A 21192-nucleotide genomic window follows, 5' to 3' on the forward strand; every position below is an offset into this window, starting at 1 on the left:
TCATGAGCAGTCAATATATTGCAACCAGAAATCAGAAAGCTAGAGGATTTATAAAATTCATATTGAATTTTTGAGCATTAGGCCTCATGTTAAAGATCACAGTAAATACAATTAGAGAAATTATTTTCTATGTTATTCCATACGCCTAAATTACCTGCCGAAATTCGTATTAGTCATTTAAATGCGCGTGTAAATGAACAACGTAAAAAAATTGCGCATACTACTGCGGGCAAATTTGAACTATTACAATTGGCTCAGCAACTGTCTAAGGAAACACGATTACGTAAAAAGAATAATCAAAAAGTTTATGTACTCGATTTCAAAGGAGATACAGCGGCATCGGCGGTTGAAAATTTGAGAGAAGAAATTACGCTTATTTTAGCGACAGCAAAAGCAGGGCGTGACCGTGTTGTTGTTCGTTTGGAAAGCCCAGGCGGTATGGTACATAGCTATGGTTTAGCTGCTGCACAATTGGTACGTTTGCGAGATGCTGGTTTTAACTTGACGATTTGTGTCGATAAAGTAGCAGCCAGTGGTGGATATATGATGGCCTGTATTGCCAATGAAATTGTTTCTGCCCCTTTTGCAGTGCTGGGTTCAATTGGTGTAGTGGCGCAAATACCAAACTTTAACCGTTTATTGAAAGAAAAAAATATTGATTTTGAATTATATACTGCGGGTCAATACAAACGTACAGTGACCATGTTTGGTGAAAATACTGAAGAAGGTAAAGCCAAATTTGAACAAGAACTGCAACAAACACACGAGCTATTTAAGCATTTTGTTGAAAAATATCGTCCACAACTCAACGTTGAACTCGTGGCAACAGGTGAGCACTGGTATGGTAAAGATGCACTTGAATTAAGTTTAGTTGATCAATTGCAAACTTCTGATGAATACTTACTGAGTTTATTGACGCAGCATGATGTCTATATGATTGATACCCGTCGTAAACCTACTTTCGGTGAAAAATTGGGCTTACAAGCCGCACAAATGGCGGATGGTTTGATTCCTGCGGTAATGAATAAAGTGATGGAAACTTTGACTCAAGCCAATTCAAATTTGATTCAAATAAGAGATCCAAAACTTTAAGTAAACAGTCTGATTAAGAATTAAGGCACACTTCGGTGTGCTTTTTTATTACTTTATTAAATGCTTATGCTAATATTATTTCATCATTATTCAATTGTTTAGCAATAAGATGGCAACGTTTTTGATAGTTTTGGGGATCATGTGCAGTGTTGGATTGCCCACCTACGCCATTTTATATATTGTTCCTCAGGTTAAACCAAATGATTGGAAAGCGGGTGCCCCATTTCTCTTGATGCTTCCTGGATTTTTAATTTTTGGTTATGGAGCATATTTAAATAATAATAAAACCATTACAGTGTCTACAGCTTGCGGTATTGTGAAATATTATAAAAACTATTCTACTGGAGGACGGCATAGCCAGAAGACTTTTGAACGAATTACAGTTCACTTGGATCATTCTCAATATTTCCGCCATTTTCGGTTTGATGAAGGTTTGGCGCGTCAAAAGAAAGATGAGTATGTTTGCTTTGAATTTTATGATCGTCAGAAAAATACGCATTTATCTGAATCGAAAATTTTAAAATGGATAGATTGAGCCTAAATAAAATGATTCTAAAAAGACTTTATTAAATTGGTGCTGATGGCTTTGGTGCTTTTATTAAAAAAATTAAACCCGAAAGCATGGCGCCAAGAGTCGCCAGTAGCATATCCATGTGCGCATCCCAAATATCTCCTTGCTGTCCATTATAGTTTTCTGCCTCCTCTGGTGATAAACCCATCGCAATGCTCCATTCAATCCATTCATAAATGAGGCTGGTCGCCATGACAAATTGAATGACCAAAAGAAAAAGTGTGAAGGGTTTTAATGTAGGTAACCAAACTTGAAATAGACGATAGAATACGGGGTAAAGTAATAAACCTGAAGCAAGATGGACCAGACGATCGTACATATTCCGTGACCAACCCAACGTTTGATTTAAATCAAAATTGAATAATTTTATGAGCCAGTCATTATAAGGGACATAAGAATAAAGATAGTGCGCACCGACAATATGAATCAGTAAAAATAAAAGATAAAAAACAAAGCTAGAATAATTCAGTCCTATCTTTTTTAAACAAATGAATAGCGCGATCAGCATCAATACTGTACCAATCTGATGCAATAGATAAGACGATAATTCGAGGGGTTGAATACTTGCAATGATAATTGCAAATAAAACCAAGCCAAGTGCAAACCAATGTTTTAAGCTGAATTGATATTCAATCATCTTATTATTTTCAACTCTAAAGTATTGCAATGATAATGAAAAAGCGAAGCCGAAGCTTCGCTTTTTGGTATTAAAATTTAATTAGATTTTAGCAATCAAATCTTTAATTTGTTTGGCTTGATCCGCAGCATTACCTGTATAGGTGGCTGGCGTCATTGTCGCAAGACGTGCACGATCTGCAGCAGGCACTACTTCAAGCTCATGACCATTTACGAAATCTACCATCATGTCACGTGTCATCGCTTGACCGCGAGTAAGGGTTTTTAATTTTTCGTATGGTTTTTCTACGTTGTAACGACGCATAACGGTTTGAATCGGTTCAGCCAAGACTTCTTGAGCATGGTCCAAATCTTCATCAATACGTGCAGCGTTAAGCTCTAATTTACCAATCCCTTTTAAGCAGGCATCAAATGCAATTAAGCTTTGTGCAAAACCAACACCCATGTTACGAAGCACGGTCGAGTCAGTTAAGTCACGCTGCCAGCGAGAAATAGGCAGTTTTTCACCCAAGTGAGCCAATACTGCATTGGCTAAACCTAAGTTACCTTCAGAGTTTTCAAAATCAATCGGGTTGACTTTATGTGGCATCGTTGAAGAACCAACTTCACCTTCTTTCAAACGTTGTTTGAAGAAACCTAAAGAGATATAACCCCAAACGTCACGGTTAAAGTCGATCAAAATGGTGTTGAAGCGACGTAACGCATCAAAAAGTTCCGCCATGTAATCATGTGGTTCAATTTGCGTGGTGTACGGATTAAATGCTAAACCTAAAGATTCAACAAATGCTTGTGAATGTGCAGGCCAGTTAATATCTGGATATGCTGAATAATGCGCATTATAGTTACCTACAGCGCCATTGATTTTACCGAGTAACTCAACATTGTTAAATTGCTTGATCTGGCGAGCAAGGCGGTAAGCCACGTTCGCCATTTCTTTACCCAAAGTGGTTGGGCTTGCTGTTTGACCATGTGTACGAGACAACATTGCTTGTTCTGCATGTGTTTCAGCCAAAGTCGCAATGGCATCGATAATACTTTGCATAGAAGCAACAAGAACGTCACGACCATTTTTTAACATAAGGGCATGAGACAAGTTATTGATGTCTTCAGAAGTACATGCAAAGTGAATAAATTCACCTGCATCTTTTAATTCATCAATATGTGCAATTTTTTCTTTCAGGAAATATTCAACCGCTTTTACGTCGTGGTTAGTGGTACGTTCAATCTCTTTAATACGGTTTGCATCATCTTCAGAAAAATCTGTAACGATTACATCTAAAGCAGCATTGGTTGCTGCTGAAAAAGCAGGAATTTCAGTAATTTCTGGACGGTTTGCAAGCGCTTGTAACCAACGCACCTCAACAGTCACACGAGCATGGATTAAACCAAACTCAGAGAGGAAAGGACGAAGCGCATCACATTTGCTTGCGTAGCGTCCATCTAATGGAGAAAGTGCGGTTAAAGCGTTCATAGCGATTCCTTAAACTTTGGAATTAAACGTAAAACAAAGCCCGAATAGCATCAGTTAAACCACCTGATACTGTAAACGAGCGAGATCTTGAATATCTTGAAGTAGCTTACGCTTACTGAAAATCATGCCCCATGAACTGCCACCCAACTGACGCCATAAGTGTGCCATTTGCAGGCCAGTAAATAAGGAAGCACGAATACGATTGGTGTGAGAAGCATCTTTAAATGCTTGTGCATTGCCTTTGACCATAATGCGTGGATTAATTTGTCCAGCAGTTTCAATGTAAGTTTGAGCAAGGTTAGCAATAATACTGGGATGCAGATAATTATTGTCAAAAAAAGACAATTGTTTCAGAATTTTCTGTTGTGACTGTTCAATTATTTCAACGAATTTTGGATTGCTATAAACTTTTTTTTCTAATTGCAGCAGCGCCATTGCGTAACTCATTGGTAATTTTGTATTAGAGAGTTTCGGTAAGCGCGATTTAGGAGAAGTATTGAAAGGCTGGGTAATACTGTTTTCTAAAGTTTTTAAACCGAGAGAAATATCGGCCAATTGATTAAAAAAATGCAGAGTTTGGCAAGATTCATTTGCAGTGGGGCGAATATTGAGGCTGGCTTTAATCAGTTGCTGTAAATAAAAACCACCACTTTCGCCCATACTTTGTTGCCCCGACATGGCCGTCATATGGGTCAACTGTGTTGACTGAAACACAGCTGCCAACGCCAAAGCTCGATTTTGGCGTATATTCAAAGTTTGAGGCTGTTGAAAGGGTAACTCAGCCATGCCTATCACTTCCTTTTAAATAAAATCAGGTTTTGGTGCATTGGTATGATGAATCACACCACCACCTAAACAAACTTCATCAGCATAAAATACAACGCTTTGACCTGGCGTGACCGCACGTTGGGGTTCATCAAATTCAACGCGAATTGCATTGGGTGCCAGCGCATCTTTATAAATGACACAAGGTTGATCGGGTTGGCGATAACGCGTTTTGGCTGTACAACGAAAACCTGTTTCAGGAATCTCTTGCTCACCTGCCACCCAGTCAATCGTCTTACTCCAAAGTATAGTACTTTGCATCAACGGATGTTCATGACCCTGACCAATGACCAAACGATTGTTTTCAATATCTTTGTATAGAACAAACCATGCACCTTCAGATTCGCCTTTAAGTCCACCTAAACCAATGCCGCCACGTTGACCGAGCGTATAGTACATTAAGCCGTGATGTTCACCAACCTCTTTACCTGTATCGAGGAAAATTTTTCCCGCTTGAGCAGGGAGATATTGTTTGAGGAAATCGTTAAAACGGCGTTCCCCAATAAAGCAAATACCGGTTGAATCTTTTTTCTTGGCTGTTGCTAGACCCAGTTCTTCTGCAATACGACGTACTTCAGGTTTTTCAATTTCACCGACTGGAAACAACGTTTTGTTAATTTCACGCCCATGTACAGCATGCAAAAAATAAGTTTGGTCTTTATTGCTGTCCACACCACGAAGTAAAGGTGCATATTCATCACCACGCGAGTTCGTCATGGTTTTACCGCGACGGCAATAATGGCCAGTGGCAATAAAATCTGCACCGAGGTTTATGGCATGGTCTAAAAATGCGCGGAATTTAATTTCTTTATTGCATAAAATATCAGGATTTGGGGTTCGACCCGCAGCATATTCTGCCAAGAAATGTTCAAATACCCGATCCCAATATTCCATGGCAAAGTTGGCGGTATGCAGTTTGATGCCAATTTTGTCACAGACCGCTTGTGCATCGGCTAAATCTTCCATTGCAGTACAATATTCCGTGCCATCATCTTCTTCCCAATTTTTCATGAAAAGTCCTTCAACTTGATATCCTTGTTGAAGAAGAAGTGCTGCAGAAACAGAAGAATCTACACCACCAGACATACCGACGATGACACGTTGTTGCATAGGATTAAGCATCCAAGTTTGAAATTAAAGGAGAGTTTTGGTGCTCATAAACGAGCGATAAAGGATATTTTTGACCAGATAAAGCATCTTTTACAGCTTTCATGACCAAGGGGCTACGTGCACGTGCAGACTCAATAAGTTCATCTAAAGTCATCCAAACGGCACCAATAATATCAGTATCCAGCTTAGCATCTAAATGATGCTTCAACTCATGTGCTAAGAAGCAAAAACGATAGTAGGTACGATCGGGGAACATGGGAGGGGTATAGGTATATATACCGAGCAAGGAGTCAATTTCGACTTCATAGCCTGTTTCTTCCATGGTCTCACGAATAGCGGCTTGAATCAGCGTTTCACCACATTCAACATGACCCGCAGGCTGATTGAATACACTATGCGTAACACCTTCAGTATGTTCTTCAACAAACAGGAATTTCCCATTTTTTTCGACAACAGTTGCGACAGTAACGTGAGCAGTCCAAGCGGTCATTGAAAGCACCAAGGAATAAAAAGAGTATTCTACAAAATTTAGGCCGTGGTGGCTATGGTGAATGCTTTTTTAAAGTACCACCCAATGGATTTTAAAATTTGAGTAGAACTCCCAAAATAGTATTTTGAGTGAAATGAGAAGCGAATAAAAAATATGTTCATAAAGAAGAAAAATATCACTTAGATGGACGTTTTAGAACTTTCTAAATAATTCGCTGCAACTTTCACATAGTTCTGTGCTGAATAAGGTAAAAATTCCAGTTCTTTTTTAGTCAGTGGACGAACTTGCTGGACTGGGCTTCCCACATATAAATAACCGCTTTTTAAGACTTTACGAGGTGGCACCAAACTACCTGCACCGATCATGACATCATCTTCAATAATCACATCATCTAAAACAATTGTATTGATACCAATTAAAACTCGATTACCCACAGTACAACCGTGCAAAGTCACATGATGACCGATGGTGACATCTTCGCCAATAATCAGCGGTGAACCATTCGGTTTGGCTGCATTTTTATGACTCACATGTAACATAGCATGATCTTGCACATTTGAGTTTTTACCAATTTTGATATAATTGACATCACCACGAATCACGGCAAAAGGCCAAACCGAAACATTTTCACCGAGGACAACGTCGCCAATGACTACAGACATTTCATCAATATAACAATGATCATTTATGTGTGGGCTTTGATTTAAATAAGGGCGAATATGCTTTTTCATAAAATTTCTAGAATGTTGTGAAACTAAACTGAGTATAAAAGCAAAAGCATCTATATTTACTATAGATGCTTTTGCTTAAGACTAGAGAATGACTTTAAACTTAAAATAAATTGCTAAAAAATTGTTTAATATGATCTAACATTTTTGAAAAGAAACCCGCTTCTTCAACAGCTTGAAGCGCAACAAGAGGTTTTTCAGAAATCACTTTACCATCAAGACTCGCTACATATTTACCAATGACTTGGCCTTTTTTAAGTGGAGCAGTGAGTTTAGGTTGTACAACTAATTGCGTTTTAATCGCATTCGCTTGACCCTTAGGCATAGTGACATTGAAATTTTCAGCTAAACCAATTTGAACTTCTTTGTCTTTACCATACCAAATTTTAGCTTTTGCCAAAACTTGATTGGCAGACTGAACTTTTACAGTTTCAAAGTTTGAAAAACCCCAAGCCAAAATTTCACGTGTTTGTGAAGCACGATCATTCATACTGTTGGTACCAAAAATCACTGAAATTAAGCGCATTGGACCACGTTTAGCAGAAGTAGTGAGGCAATAACCTGCTTCGTTGGTGTGACCTGTTTTTAAACCATCTACACTTGGGTCGGTATAAAGCAGGGCATTACGGTTACCCTGTTTAATGCCATTAAAAGTAAATTCTTTTTCAGAATAAATTGGATAATATTTTGAACTGTCATGGATGATATGTTGTGCAAGAACGGCCATATCTTTTGCAGTTGAATAATGCCCTTCAGCTGGCATACCTGTTGAATTGATAAAGTTAGTATTTTTCATCCCAATACGCTTTGCTTCTACATTCATCATGTGAGCAAAGGTACCTTCATTACCGGCAATATGTTCTGCCATGGCTTTAGACGCGTCATTACCTGATTGAATAATAATTCCACGCAGCATTTCTAAAGCTGTTGCAGTTCCATTCAATGGCACATACATACATGATTCCGTACTACTACCACGGCACCATGCAGACTCGTTCATACGAACTTTCTCATCTTCTGTGAGATCACCACTTAATAACTTTTGTTCGATCAGATAACTGGTCATCATCTTGGTCATTGAGGCAGGGGCTAATTTTTCATTTTCATTTTTCGATGCGAGAATTTGCCCTGTCTCATAATCCATCAGAACATAAGATTTATTATTGAGTTCTGGTGGTGCAGATAATAAAGTTGCTGCGTAAGTAAAACTTGGTAATAGTAATAATGCAGCAAAGGCGCTTTTGTGGGTCATTCTACGTGGTTCCAATATCTTGATATAAGCACAAAGAGCCTAGCATTTTAGGATAAAGCTAGACCGACTTCTACCGTGAAATCGGCTTATTTAAAAAGTATTGTAACCGTTTTGTACTAAGGGTTATATGTCACTAACTCTTGGCAAATAGCTGTGTTTTTTGTGTCGCCCGCTTTTTTTGCATCATTTCGTGCTTCAGTTAAGATAGATTTAAATTTTCTTTCTTTACTGAGTTTTGATAAAGCAGAAACCGCATTTTTTTCATTGGGTAAATATTCTTGAGCCAATTTGGCATAACCTTGCTCAAATTGAGTTTCATCTTTCACTAATTTCGGACAAACTTCAGATAATACATAAATAGCTGCAAGTTCTTGCTGGGTAATTTCTTGTGTTGGTGTTACTTCTATATTTTCATCTTTTTGAGCTGCATGTGTAACAGACGCTGCCATGATACTCATGGTAACAAGACCCAAAGAAAAAGATTTTAATCGAGATAATTTCATTTAAACCAACCTAAAGTATTTAAAAAAATGGAACAATGAAAACAAGCTTACTGATATTTTTCGTAATTGTAAGTGCTTAAATGTATTGAAGCTGTTGAAATTGTTATAAAATGATAAAACTAAATTATTTAAATTAAAAAGAGTATAAAAATATCCATTTTTATACTCTTTTTTATAAGCCTAAATAAGCAAAAAATTATTCACTCATATTTTGAGAATATGCTTCGTAGTTGATAACATCATTACAAACTGATTTTTGTTCATCTTGAGTGGTTTCTTTTGCTGCTTGGCGTGCTTCATTTAAAAAAGACTGATATTCACTATCTTTTTGAATTTTATCAAAAGTCATTGATTTACTTGAATGGCTTTCTAAATGGGATTCAATGATTTTTTGAATATTCTGATCAAATTTTGCATTTTTACCATTCAGTGTTGGGCAGACTTCAATCAAAACCTGCGTTGAAGCAAGATCTTCTTTAATCATGGCGTCAGCTTCGGCAATGGATAAACTATCATCAGCTAAAACTGCTTGTGATAGAAATACTGCAAAGCCTAAACCCATTAGGCTACGAAATGAGATTATTTTAATCATGATTAAATCACATATATTGAATGGATATTGAAAACTAAATATATATAATTCTTTAGATAATTCAATCAAATATTCTGACCCGTCATTCTTTAACTCGATGAGATTTTTAAGTGAATATATTAATTGCCAATGATGATGGTGTATTTGCTCCTGGTATTCAGGCCCTTGCTTTGGCACCATTAGGGCGAGTCGTCGTGGTTGCACCTGAAAGTGAGCGCAGCGGTTTTTCTAGCGCTCTCACTTTAGATCGACCGTTGCGACCTATAAAAATCGCATCCGATGTATGGGCTGTGAATGGAACGCCAGCCGATTGTGTTTATTTGTCCATGAATGGTCTATTCGATTTTGAATTTGACTTGGTGGTCAGTGGTATTAATAGCGGCGCAAATTTAGGCGATGATGTTTTGTATTCAGGAACCGTGGGAGCAGCATTTGAAGGACGGCTGATGAAACAACCTGCAATTGCAGTATCGCTCGCTGGGCCAAATGTTCGTGCTTATGATGATCCAAAAGATTATCAACTTGCTGCACAGTGGGTACATGATTTTATTGTTGCGGGTTTACCGACTTTACCACCACGCCATATTTTTAATATCAATATCCCAGATGTACCCAAATTTCAAGGTGCAAAAATAACGTATCAAGGACGCCGTAGCCAATCTAAGCCGATTACTAGCCATGTTGATCCGCGTGGTCGTCAAGTCTATTGGATTGGATTATCGGGAGAGGCCGTAGCAGATCCGCAAAAAGGCTTCACTGAAATAGAATCAGATTTTTTTGCGGTTGCGAATGGTTATGTCAGTATTACGCCTATTCAAATGGATGCTACAAATTATGACATTTTAACCAGTTTGCACAGTCAGTTTTCCAAATAATCTAGAGTAGTGTTATAACTTTGTGAAAATGCAGAACAGAAAGAATTTTTCATATACTTTTTTGTTAATCTTAACGCAAATCAATAGATACATTTATATATAGAGAGGATGAATAATGCACTTGGTGTCACAATATCGCTTATTTTCTATGCCCACAGCCTTGTTGAAAACCATTGTGTTATCTACAGCTGTTATCTCGACCGTTGTTTTAAGTGGTTGCGCATCAAAACCACAAATCAATAATACCACCCGTTATGCGACTGCACCCGACTATTATACAGTGCGTTCTGGTGACACCTTAAGTGCAATCGCGGCACGCTATGGTTTAGGTTATGTCAGTGTTGCGGAAATGAATGATATCGCATCACCCTATCGAATTTATGTGGGTCAATCTTTACGACTAAAAGATACTGGGTCACGCCGTAGTTCGACTCAAGCAGTGACACAAGCAGCACCAATTCAACGTCAAACGGTTCAAGTACCAACGACTTTGCCTAAAACCACTGCACCAGTAAGTAGTATTCCTGTTGCACCCGTTGTAACGTCTAAAGTGTCTACCTTGCGTTGGGTGAAGCCGAGTAATGGTGCCGTCCTTCAAAACTTTAATTTGGCTTCGAATGTCAAAGGAATTCGTTATGGCGGAAATGTCGGTGATGCAATTTTTGCTGCTGCAGATGGCCAAGTGGTATATGCCGCAGACGGATTAAAAGAATATGGTAATTTGATCCTGATTAAACATATCGATGGCTACATTACGGCCTATGCACACAACAGTAAAATGAATGTGAACAGTGGGCAAAATGTGACAGCAGGTCAAAAAATTGCCGAAATGGGCTCAAGTGGCGCTAGCCGTACCATGTTAGAGTTTCAAGTACGTTTAGATGGTAAACCCATTGATCCGACCAAGGTCTTACCAATTAGTTAAATTATGCTAATGCATTTCAAAAATTTCACCGTATAATACAATGAGTTGATTTTATCAAAAGATAAATGATCGCATAAAAATAGGGGGAGTTTATGTTAGATCAACTTCGGGCAATGGGTGTGTTTGCTTGTGTTGTAGAAAAAAACTCGTTTAGTGGTGCAGCACGTGATTTAGGTATCACCACCAGTGCTGTCAGTCAGCAAATTCGTTCTTTAGAACAAGATATGGAAGTTGTTCTTTTACATCGTTCAACAAGAAAATTGAGTTTAACTGAAGCTGGACAAGCTTTTTTCCACAGCTGTCAAGAAATGCTGGCTGCTGCAGAGCGCGGTAAAATCAGGATTAATGAATTAAGAGATGACTTGGTTGGTGATTTACGGATTGCCACGACACCAGAGTTGGGTGCAAATCATGTGATTCCTGCATTGTCACACTGGATGTCAGCTCATCGTGGATTATCTGTTCATTTGGAAGCCGATAACCAATATATTGATCTAATCGATGGTCGCATTGATATTGCATTACGTATGACCTCAAAGATTGAAGACACTCATTTACATGCTGTTCCTCTAGCCAGAGCCGAACAAATTTTGGTGGCTTCGCCAAGTTATTTGAATCATACAGCACCGATTTCGCATCCAGAGGATTTAAGACATCATGATTTGATTCCCATCAATGTCATGAAAAATTCTCAGAATTTTACATTTCAGCATGCGGTAAGCAGTGAAATAATTAGTTTAGATATGAATTCTCGTTTGTCTTCAAATAATGTATTGGTCACCAAAGCTTTATGTCAACAAGGGCATGGCATTGCACGGATATTATATTTGGATGTACAAAAAGATTTGGTCAGTGGTCATTTGGTCGAAGTTTTACCAGAGTGGAAACTGCCACATTTTACTTTATATGCCATTATTTCAAAGCGAGAGCAGCAAACGATGAAAATCCATCGCTGTATAGAGACACTCAAGCAGTATTTTAGTCAATTACCTGGGGGTAGGATTTATCAAGATGCTTCATAAAAGGGATTAACTTGGAATTATGCAATTCCAAATATTTTGGGAAAATTATTTATACTATTTATATGAATAAATTATTTTTAGATAAAAGATTTATAATTTTAATACGACTTTGAAATATATTATTTTTAAATACATGTTAATCATGCTAGTGAATACAGAATAGTAATCCGTTTATTTTAAAAGTATCTCAGCACCCATATTCTAAATCAAATAATGCCAGTCAAGTTTTATACCGACTGGCATTATTTTTACTTGTAATCGGCCGAAATTAGGCTAAAAAAGTCTTAATCATTTTGACCAGACGTTCAATTAATAAGTCTGCCTGTTCTTTGTTGATATTCAAAGTAGGTAAGAGACGAATCACAGAACCAGCAGTCACGTTAATAATCAGGTGATATTCATCACGTGCTGTATTGACCAGTTCTGCACATCCTTTTGGTAATTCAATGCCAATCATTAATCCAAAACCACGAACCGTGATTTCTTGATCACTCAGTTGTTGTCTAAGTTGTTCAACAATATATGCACCCATTTTTGCTGCATTTTCAACTAAATTTTCTTTTTGAATCAGATCAATGACTGTATAAACCACGCGTGAACCCAGTGCTGTGCCGCTATAAGTTGAACCATGATTTCCAGCAGTCAGTACACCGACACCGCGTCCTTGAGTCATGACCGCACCAATTGGAAAACCGTTACCTAAACCTTTGGCTGTGGTTAAAACGTCAGGCACAATATTGGTGTGCTGGTAAGCAAAATATTGACCAGTACGGCCATTACCCGTTTGAACTTCATCTAACATCATTAGCCAGTTATGTTGGTTGCAGATTTGACGAATTTCTTCCAAATAGCTAAAACCTTGAGGTGCAGTATTCACACCGCCTTCGCCTTGAATGGGTTCCACAAAAATAGCCACAATGTCAGGATGGTTAATTGCTGCTTCTTGAATGGCCTCAATATCACCAAAAGGAACACGAATAAAACCTTCAACTAAAGGTCCAAAACCTTCTTGAACTTTTTTGTTCCCTGTTGCAGATAGAGTTGCCATGGTACGGCCATGAAAAGAATGATCTGCGACAATAATTTTTGGATGACTGATCCCTTGCATTGAACCAAATTTACGCGCAATTTTAATTGCACCTTCATTCGATTCTGCACCACTGTTCGAGAAGAAAATTTCTTCCATCCCTGAAACTTCAGCCAATTTTTGTGCTGCTGCCGTTTGCCAAGGTACTTCATATAAGTTACTGGTATGAATAAGCGTGGCAGCCTGATCTGCAATTGCTTGTGCAATAACCGGATGAGCATGACCTAAACCACATACGGCAATACCTGTAAGTGCATCAAAATATTCAGTGCCATCTTCTGTATAAAGATAAGAACCTCGTCCACGCACAAAACTGATCGACTGACGACCAAATACAGGCATCAAATGTGAAGGTTGATCAGGTTGCACGGGCGCAAGGGTAATGTTATTCATGACTAACTCTTATCTGTTAGGTGGAGGGGAGTAAAAGTTTATATAAGCAAAATCTGCTACAGAATAAAAGCCTAAATGTAAATAAAATTGGAAATATTGCTTTAGTCATACTGTTTTGCTAAGTTTTGGGTATAATGCGAGGCAAATGAGTTGAGGATTTATCAATGACTGAACAAGTACGCGATACTGAAGCGTTAATTCGTGACCAAATTGCAAAACATGCTGTCCTTCTTTATATGAAAGGTACACCGCAATTCCCACAATGTGGTTTCTCTGCACGTGCGGTTGAAGCACTCAGTCAAATTGGTCGTCCATTTGCTTATGTTAATATTTTGGAAAACCAAGATATTCGCACAATTTTGCCGAAAATCGCAAATTGGCCAACTTTTCCACAATTGTGGATTAATGGTGAATTAATCGGTGGTAGCGATATTATCTTAGAGATGTTCCAAAAAGGTGAATTAAAATCTTTGGTAGAACAATATAGCGCTGCTCCTGAAGCTTAATTCAGCAGTAACGAATAAAAAAAGCGCCTAAAGGCGCTTTTTTTATTCGAATTGTCAAGAAAGCAAATTATTTTGCTTCAATTGCATGAACAGTCGTATTTCCAGAATCTACTGCGTCAACAGGTTTCAGCTGCTTTTCAGCTTCTTCCTTTTTCTTTTTTTTGGATTTTTTCTTTTTCTTTTTTTTCTTTGACTCTTCTTCAAAATTTATGCCATCTTCAATCGCTTGCCAGTATTCAAGCTGTTCCAAAACAGCAGCATAGATTGAATTTTTACTGTAACGACCTTTTTTATTTAATATTCCAACAGGCCGTGCCATTAAAATTTCTAAAGCTTGATCAATAGTTTGAATGGCATGAATATGGAATTGACCTTGTTCAACGGCTTCAATCACATCTTGACGTAACATTAAGTGCTGCATGTTTTGTCGTGGAATAATGACGCCTTGCTTGCCGGTTAAGCCTTGAAGTTTACAGGCATCAAAGAAACCTTCAATTTTTGCGTTTACACCACCAATGGGTTGGACTTGACCTAACTGATTCATAGAACCAGTAATTGCCCAAGATTGGTCAATTGGTAATTGACTAATCGCGGACAATAATGCAGACAATTCAGCCACGGTTGCACTATCCCCATCCACTTGACCATAGCTTTGTTCAAATGCAAGGGCAGCAGAAAAGTGTAATGTTTGTTCACGACCAAAATGGGCTTTTAAGAAACTCGACATCAATAACACCCCTTTAGCATGTAATGATCCTCCGAGTTCGACGCTGCGTTCAATGTCCAGAATATCACCACCACCTTGATAGACCGAGGCGGTTAAGCGTGAAGGTAAGCCAAATTCTACATCCGCATAATGAATAACGGAAAGTGCATTAATTTGCCCCAGACGATGACCTTTGGTCTCAATCAGTTGTGTACCACGTGATAAATCTTCCCAATATAATTCGCGTAAATAACCTAAGCGATATTGGCGATGATGTAGCGCAGTATTGATGTGCTTATCTGTGACAATTTTATCATCTGCTTTGGCCGCATGATGATGAGCTTCACGAATTAAATCCCCCAAGGTGAGGGCATGTAATGACAATGAACTTTGATCTTCAGCTTGACGACTTGAATCAGTTAGTAAAGCGGCTAAAGCAGAACGATCAAAGGGTAGAAGTTTATCTGATTGCACATAGTCGGCAATCAATTGCATATATGCCTGCTCATTGGTGTCATTACGTTGTAATGTATCAGTAAAATCTGCACGAATTTTAAAGACACTGCCTAACTCTGGTTCTACTTCTAGAATTTCGTAATAAACTTCTGGTTCAGCCAATAAAACGACTTTTAGATTTAATGGAATTGCTTCTGGTTCAATTGAAATACTGCCTGTTAAGGTGAGCATATGTTCTAGTGAAGAGAGTTTTAACTGACCAGATTTTAAAGCTCTTTTTAATCCCTGCCATGCATAAGGCTGCTCAAGTAATTGTTCGGCTTCAAGTATTAAAAATCCTCCATTGGCTTTATGCAAGGTTCCTGGACGAATAAGAGTGAAGTCTGTGGTAATGGTACCATTTTGCGTTAATTGTTCGACATGACCCAATAAATTGTAATGGGTCGGAAAATCTTCAAAAATAACGGGTGCACCCGAATTTGGCTTATAAGATACAATAATATTGGCTTGATAACGTGCAGGTACACGACTAAATAAACCAGGGGTAAAATCGTCTTCTTCTTGCTCAAGCACAATTTCGACATTGGCAATAATATCTTCAGCATAATATTTTAAATAATCTGCTAAGCCTTTAACTTCACTAAATTTATTTAAAATTTGCTCAATGCGTGGCATGACGACTTGTTTGGCAATGTCACGATTTAGGAGTTGAACTTTATCACGTGCATCATCTTCTAAATCGCCTAAATGTAAGCCTAAACGTTCTAATTTTTTATCCATGTGGCGCATGTGGGTCGAAAGTTCAGCGCGTTCTTTATTGTTTAACGCATTGATTTCTTCAGTCGTCATTTCTTCAAGTGAATCTTCAATATAATGCACAGGTACAAAACAATGTTCTTCATGTCGAGTAATGAGTTTTAAACCCAAGGATTGACCTTCTTTGGTCAGGTCAATCAGCGCTTGCTGTTGTTCATCACCAATTTGTTGGCGAATCAATTCAATCCGATTGTGATAAATTTCTGCAGTAAAGCGGCGTTCTAATTGTTTAAGAATGCTCTGCCATGCCTGATGCAACATACTTTGAAATTTTGCAGCTTGACCAGAAGGAAGTTCAAGGGCAAGCGGTTGACGAGGTAATTTAAAATTATTGACATAGACCCAATCGTTTGGCGTCGGCATAGTCTTCGCATGTTGTTGCAATAAGCGTTTCACCATGGTGCGCTTACCTAAACCCGCAGTCCCTACGGCAAAAATATTATAACCTGAGTAAGGCAGCGCAATACCGGCCTCTACAGAAGCACGTGCACGATCTTGGCCTAGAAAATTATTTAAAGGTTTTAAACGACGAGTTGAAGGCGGTATTTTATCGTAATTTGGAATATGAGTGAGTTGTTCAGACTTCAACTTGGTTTTTTCTAAAGTACTTTGTATTTCTGGTTGATCAAATGAGGAATTTAAGCTGTTTTGGCTAAGTTTTTCATTGCTGTTGATAATATTGGCAGATAAAGAAGCATTCATTTGCTCGAGTCTTTGGGTCACTGTAAAATCCAAAACGAAATAGTGCGATAGAGATTTAAAGGTATACAGGTTTGTTTGAAAAATTCAAGCCAACAGCATGCTTTAATCGATAAAATAAAATAATGATTTCGTAAATTGTGTTGAAACCGAGCGCATTACGCGTTTGAATAGCGACATTGAGTTTTGCAGAACATAATAATCAATGACAACACAATCTACTGGATGGAAATCGGCCTTTACGGCATTTCTTGACCGCCGCGCACTGATCATGCTTTTTTTGGGATTTTCAGCCGGTATTCCAATCTTACTGATTTTTTCGAGTTTATCACTCTGGCTTGGAGAGGCAGGAATTGATAAAAGTGCAGTAACCTTCTTTAGCTGGGCTGCATTGGGTTATTCCTTTAAGTTTGTTTGGGCACCTCTGGTCGATGAATTACCTGTTCCATTTCTGACAAAAAAATTAGGTCGCCGCCGTGCATGGTTGTTGATTGCACAAGTGTTGATTATTTGTGCCATTTCAATTATGGCATTTTCTAATCCAGCTTTGGGACAAGCTTATTTATACCAAATGGCGGTTGGTGCAGTATTGTTGGGTTTTTCTGCTGCAACTCAAGACATTGTGATTGATGCTTACCGAATCGAATTGGCTGAGACACAAATGCAGACTGTACTTGCTGCAACCTATAATGCGGGGTATCGCATAGGGATGATTATTGCAGGTGCAGGAGCTTTATTTTTAGCGGCATCATTGGGTACTGCAAAAGGCAATTATATTTACAGTGCTTGGAAAATCACCTATTTAGCCATGGCAGCAGTAATGTTGATTGGTATTTTGACCACTTTGGTTATTCGTGAACCGCAAGTTAATCGAGTTTATAAAAATTATAAACGCACCGATTATTATCGTTTGGTCGCTGTATTTTTTGTTGCAGTGATGGGCTTTGTCATCAGCTATATTTTGTCAGGCACAATCACTGAATCTGCTAAATCTCAATTTGAAATTTCGGACTCCTTATTGTTGTTCTGTTTTGAGGCTCTACGTTTTATTGGTTCTGCTGTTATCGCTGTTTTGGTCGGTACATTATTGGTGAAAATGGGTGCCGTGAACAAGCAGATGGCATTTGAAACTTGGATACATCCAATCGCAGATTTCTTTAAACGTTATGGTGTTAAACTCGCACTAGTCTTATTGTTATTGATTGGTTTTTACCGTATTTCTGACATTATTGCGGGTGTGATTTCAAATGTATTTTATCAAGACCTAAATTTTACTAAAGAGCAAATTGCTGAAGCTGTTAAAATTTATGGTGTGATTTTTAGCTTGGTGGGCGGTTTCTTGGGAGGCTTGCTTGCCCAGCGCATGAATATTATGAAACTCATGTTTGTGGGGGCAATTTTAGCCAGCTCAACCAATCTTATTTTCATTGGGTTGGTCAAATCTGGTCAGCAGTTAAGTGATATCGAAGTCCTTGTAGGCACACAGCGTTATCAAGTTCAGTCCGATGAGGTGGGATATTGGAAAATTAAAGTACCCAGTCAAATTTTGGCACAAGCCAATGAAGTTAAAGTCACAGCTAAATACCAAGATGATTCTCTAAATGCTGTAGTTGCTACTTTGCCTTATCTCAGCAGTACTCAAAAACCAAATAACATGCAGCTTTTGCCTGTCACAAGTGATAATACGGTCAGTCTTCAAGAACAAAATAAAAGCCTTGTGGTACGAGGGCAATACTTTGGGCACGCTTTAAATGATGCACAAAAAATTATCATACAGTTAGATGGTCAGAAGTTTGACGCAAATTTAGATAAAACTGGCATATTTAGTGCGGCTATTCCTGCGCAGACTTTGGTTCATTCTGCCTCAAGAAATTTGGTTGCTGAGGTGCTTGAGCATAATCAAGTCATTTCGACTTCATCACATCGTTATGCGGTCAATAATCAGGTAGCTTCTACCAAAAATTTAGATATCGATATTCAGCCATTGCCTGCCATCAGTGCTCAGTCTGGCGATGATGTTGAAATTACTGGTAAGGTGATTAAACCTTATAGTGCTTTATGGCTATATTTTGCCATTATCGTCGATAATTTGGCATCTGGGTTGGCTGGGGCAGCTTTTATTGCATTTTTATCAAGTTTAACCAGTGTTTCATTTACAGCAGTGCAATATGCTATTTTTAGCTCATTGATGACACTGACACCTAAGATTTTAGGCGGTTATTCAGGTACTATCGTTAGCAATATTGGTTATCCTCAATTTTTCCTCATGACGACTTTAATTGGTCTCCCTATTTTGATTTTAGTGGTTTGGGTGGCAAAATTATTGAAGGATCACCAGAATGCTTTAATTGTAAATAAGGACCCATAAAATGCGCATGCTTCATACTATGTTACGTGTAGGTAATTTGGAACAATCTTTAAAATTTTATACTGAAGTGCTCGGTATGACACTACTTCGTAAGCGTGATTATGAAGAAGGTCGTTTCACTTTGGCTTTTGTGGGTTACGGTGAAGAATCAGATACAACAGTATTAGAATTGACGCATAACTGGGATACGCAAAGTTATTCGTTAGGGAATGCCTACGGGCACATTGCAATTGGTGTGGCGGATGCCTATAAAGCATGTGAAGAAATTAAGGCACGTGGTGGCAATGTAGTACGTGAAGCTGGACCCATGAAAGGTGGTGTCACTGTCATTGCTTTTGTCGAAGATCCAGATGGCTATAAAATTGAATTGATTCAGCAAGATGCAGATGCACGTAATAATTAATAAGTGTGGTATAGATAAACTAAATATTCAACATTGAATTGAAAAACTAGCTTTATTTATTTGGCCCCGTAAGATGAACTTTACCATGCGGTAAATTCAATTATTGGGCTTTTTTATACCTCTTAAATGAGCATTCAAAGATTACAGGATGTTGTAATGTTAAAATTGTTGGCATTAGATCGCTTTACCATTTTACTGATTGTTATGGTACTTTTAGCAAGTTTTTTACCCGTATCAGGGGTTGCTGCGACTGTTTTTAGTGTAATTACTTCAGCTGCGATCGCTATTTTATTTTTTTTACATGGGGCAAAACTTTCCCGAGAAGCAGTGGTTCAAGGCATCACGCATTGGAAATTTCACGTAGTTGTTTTTACGTTTACATTTGCCTTGTTTCCTGTCTTGGGCTTAATCGCCAAACCTATTTTATTGCCGCTTTTAGGAAAAGAACTCTATTTGGGCTTTCTGTTTATGTGCTTTTTGCCATCTACAGTTCAATCTTCTATCGCATTTACTTCGGTTGCAAAAGGTAACGTAGCCAGTGCTGTATGTAGTGCCTCTTTTTCAAATATTATTGGCATGTTTATCACCCCGATATTGGTCAGTTTTTTTATTTTAGGGCAGTCAAAACATGGTTTTGACCCAACAGCCTCTATTCTTCAAATTACTTTACTTTTACTGGTACCATTTATTTTAGGTCAAATACTCAGACCCTATGTTTATCCATATATGTTGAAGTTGCCCAGCCTAGTAAAAGCCTTTGATCAGGGCACTATTCTGATGGTGGTCTATGGTGCATTTAGTAGTGCAGTGGTAGCGGGATTGTGGAACGTATTAAGTGGTAAAACACTCTTGATATTGACGCTCGCATGTTCGATATTTTTGACCATTATTATGTTATTGGCTTTCTATATTCCAAAATGGTTAGGCTTTAACAAAGCAGATCAAGTGGCAATATTTTTTTGTAGTTCTAAAAAAACTTTAGCGAGCGGTGTGCCAATGGCGCAGATATTATTTATTGGTCAACCTTTAGGGATGATTGTTTTACCGATTATGATTTTTCATCAAATTCAGCTGATGGTCTGTGGCGTGATTGCGAATCATTGGTCAAAACAGTCTGAAACTGAACTTGAATAATAATTCGCTATCTAGATATTTTTGCAGTATAATTGTGCACACTTGTTGTGCTTAGCTCTGACGGTATCCGTCTCGGTGGGCCAAAAGAATGGTCTGTTGTGGTGTTGGTCTTATTTTTCTTCGGATAAATTTTCCTCATCAATTTGATGAGAGTGATCAATAGCGATGACAGCATAAGCCTTTCTTAACTTAGGAGTAATCGACCATGCGCGCCGATATCCACCCAAAATATGAAACACTAGTTGCTACTTGTTCATGTGGTAACGTAATCGAAACTCGTTCAGCGATTGGTAAAGAAACTCTTTACCTAGACGTATGTTCAGCTTGCCACCCATTCTATACTGGTAAACAAAAGAATGTGGACACTGGCGGTCGTATCGACAAGTTCAAACAACGTTTTTCTGGTATGTCACGTTCTATCAAACGTTAATATCCAGCATAAAAAAACGGGCTCTAAGCCCGTTTTTTTGCTTTATATTTTCCGTTCTATCACTCTTTATGTATAACCAACTTAAAATGCTTTGATTGTAAA

Annotated in this window: 21 protein-coding genes; 10 read left to right on the forward strand and 11 right to left on the reverse strand. The window is 38.2% G+C overall.

All coding sequences use genetic code 11. From position 1 onward, the window contains the following. The first annotated feature begins 129 nt into the window (after window positions 1–129). On the forward strand, window positions 130–1092 hold the full coding sequence (sohB, locus tag H0S58_RS04770; protein ID WP_195727299.1) for a protease SohB: 963 nt from the start codon (window positions 130–132) through the stop codon (window positions 1090–1092). Window positions 1093–1231: 139 nt separating this feature from the next. After that, window positions 1232–1627, forward strand: a complete 396-nt coding sequence (locus tag H0S58_RS04775) for a hypothetical protein (RefSeq protein WP_195727300.1) — start codon at window positions 1232–1234, stop codon at window positions 1625–1627. Window positions 1628–1658: 31 nt separating this feature from the next. On the opposite strand, the gene H0S58_RS04780 is transcribed toward H0S58_RS04775, so the two are convergent. From H0S58_RS04780 to H0S58_RS04820, 9 genes are all read right to left on the reverse strand, one after another. Further along, the gene (locus tag H0S58_RS04780) at window positions 1659–2300 is read right to left on the reverse strand and encodes a DUF2238 domain-containing protein (protein ID WP_195727301.1); all 642 of its coding nucleotides are present in this window, start codon (window positions 2298–2300) and stop codon (window positions 1659–1661) included. 81 nt (window positions 2301–2381) lie between these two features. Beyond that, entirely contained in the window at window positions 2382–3770 is a 1389-nt protein-coding gene (purB, locus tag H0S58_RS04785; RefSeq protein WP_195727302.1) for an adenylosuccinate lyase, read from the reverse strand. A gap of 54 nt (window positions 3771–3824) precedes the next feature. After that, window positions 3825–4556: a high frequency lysogenization protein HflD gene (gene hflD, locus H0S58_RS04790; protein ID WP_092719783.1), complete on the reverse strand. Its 732-nt coding sequence runs from the start codon at window positions 4554–4556 to the stop codon at window positions 3825–3827. Between the two features lie 15 nt (window positions 4557–4571). Beyond that, window positions 4572–5705, reverse strand: a complete 1134-nt coding sequence (gene mnmA / locus H0S58_RS04795) for a tRNA 2-thiouridine(34) synthase MnmA (RefSeq protein ID WP_195727303.1) — start codon at window positions 5703–5705, stop codon at window positions 4572–4574. A gap of 4 nt (window positions 5706–5709) precedes the next feature. Further along, window positions 5710–6195 carry an NUDIX hydrolase gene (locus H0S58_RS04800; RefSeq protein ID WP_195727304.1) on the reverse strand — a complete coding sequence of 162 codons (486 nt, stop codon included), beginning with the start codon at window positions 6193–6195 and terminating at the stop codon, window positions 5710–5712. Between the two features lie 179 nt (window positions 6196–6374). Further along, entirely contained in the window at window positions 6375–6926 is a 552-nt protein-coding gene (locus H0S58_RS04805; RefSeq protein ID WP_195727305.1) for a gamma carbonic anhydrase family protein, read from the reverse strand. A gap of 100 nt (window positions 6927–7026) precedes the next feature. Beyond that, window positions 7027–8175, reverse strand: coding sequence for a D-alanyl-D-alanine carboxypeptidase PBP5/6 (gene dacC / locus H0S58_RS04810; protein WP_092719777.1), 1149 nt, complete (start codon window positions 8173–8175; stop codon window positions 7027–7029). A 116-nt stretch (window positions 8176–8291) separates the two neighbouring features. Continuing rightward, window positions 8292–8678 (reverse strand): MCR_0457 family protein, encoded by a 387-nt coding sequence (locus H0S58_RS04815; RefSeq protein ID WP_053578248.1) that lies wholly within the window; start codon window positions 8676–8678, stop codon window positions 8292–8294. A gap of 196 nt (window positions 8679–8874) precedes the next feature. After that, complete coding sequence (locus H0S58_RS04820) at window positions 8875–9339, reverse strand: MCR_0457 family protein (RefSeq protein ID WP_413784412.1); 465 nt, start codon at window positions 9337–9339, stop codon at window positions 8875–8877. Window positions 9340–9380: 41 nt separating this feature from the next. Between H0S58_RS04820 and surE the strand changes: the two genes are divergently transcribed. From surE to H0S58_RS04835, 3 genes are all read left to right on the forward strand, one after another. Continuing rightward, a complete protein-coding gene (gene surE, locus H0S58_RS04825; RefSeq protein ID WP_195727306.1) occupies window positions 9381–10145 on the forward strand; it encodes a 5'/3'-nucleotidase SurE in 765 nt (254 codons plus the stop codon). Window positions 10146–10260: 115 nt separating this feature from the next. Then, the gene (locus H0S58_RS04830) at window positions 10261–11070 is read left to right on the forward strand and encodes a peptidoglycan DD-metalloendopeptidase family protein (RefSeq protein WP_193892030.1); all 810 of its coding nucleotides are present in this window, start codon (window positions 10261–10263) and stop codon (window positions 11068–11070) included. 92 nt (window positions 11071–11162) lie between these two features. Continuing rightward, complete coding sequence (locus H0S58_RS04835) at window positions 11163–12092, forward strand: LysR family transcriptional regulator (protein ID WP_053578244.1); 930 nt, start codon at window positions 11163–11165, stop codon at window positions 12090–12092. A 268-nt stretch (window positions 12093–12360) separates the two neighbouring features. Here the strand turns inward: H0S58_RS04835 and H0S58_RS04840 are convergent, their stop codons facing one another. Continuing rightward, complete coding sequence (locus H0S58_RS04840; RefSeq protein WP_193892033.1) at window positions 12361–13572, reverse strand: aspartate aminotransferase family protein; 1212 nt, start codon at window positions 13570–13572, stop codon at window positions 12361–12363. A 164-nt stretch (window positions 13573–13736) separates the two neighbouring features. Between H0S58_RS04840 and grxD the strand changes: the two genes are divergently transcribed. Beyond that, window positions 13737–14078, forward strand: a complete 342-nt coding sequence (gene grxD / locus H0S58_RS04845) for a Grx4 family monothiol glutaredoxin (protein ID WP_053578242.1) — start codon at window positions 13737–13739, stop codon at window positions 14076–14078. Between the two features lie 67 nt (window positions 14079–14145). Here grxD and H0S58_RS04850 read toward each other — a convergent pair whose 3' ends face one another. Then, window positions 14146–16779 (reverse strand): Lon protease family protein, encoded by a 2634-nt coding sequence (locus H0S58_RS04850; protein WP_195727307.1) that lies wholly within the window; start codon window positions 16777–16779, stop codon window positions 14146–14148. Between the two features lie 181 nt (window positions 16780–16960). On the opposite strand from H0S58_RS04850, the gene H0S58_RS04855 reads away from it, so the two are divergent. The 4 genes from H0S58_RS04855 (at window position 16961) to rpmE (ending at window position 21090) form a co-directional block, all read left to right on the forward strand. Then, entirely contained in the window at window positions 16961–19123 is a 2163-nt protein-coding gene (locus H0S58_RS04855; protein ID WP_193892042.1) for an AmpG family muropeptide MFS transporter, read from the forward strand. Window position 19124: 1 nt separating this feature from the next. Beyond that, window positions 19125–19526 (forward strand): lactoylglutathione lyase, encoded by a 402-nt coding sequence (gene gloA, locus H0S58_RS04860; protein ID WP_193892045.1) that lies wholly within the window; start codon window positions 19125–19127, stop codon window positions 19524–19526. A 156-nt stretch (window positions 19527–19682) separates the two neighbouring features. Beyond that, a complete protein-coding gene (locus H0S58_RS04865; RefSeq protein ID WP_195727308.1) occupies window positions 19683–20660 on the forward strand; it encodes a bile acid:sodium symporter family protein in 978 nt (325 codons plus the stop codon). Between the two features lie 205 nt (window positions 20661–20865). Continuing rightward, entirely contained in the window at window positions 20866–21090 is a 225-nt protein-coding gene (rpmE, locus tag H0S58_RS04870; protein WP_053578237.1) for a 50S ribosomal protein L31, read from the forward strand. The last annotated feature ends 102 nt before the right edge of the window (window positions 21091–21192 follow it).

Source organism: Acinetobacter sp. TTH0-4, assembly GCF_015602665.1.
Lineage (GTDB): Bacteria > Pseudomonadota > Gammaproteobacteria > Pseudomonadales > Moraxellaceae > Acinetobacter > Acinetobacter albensis.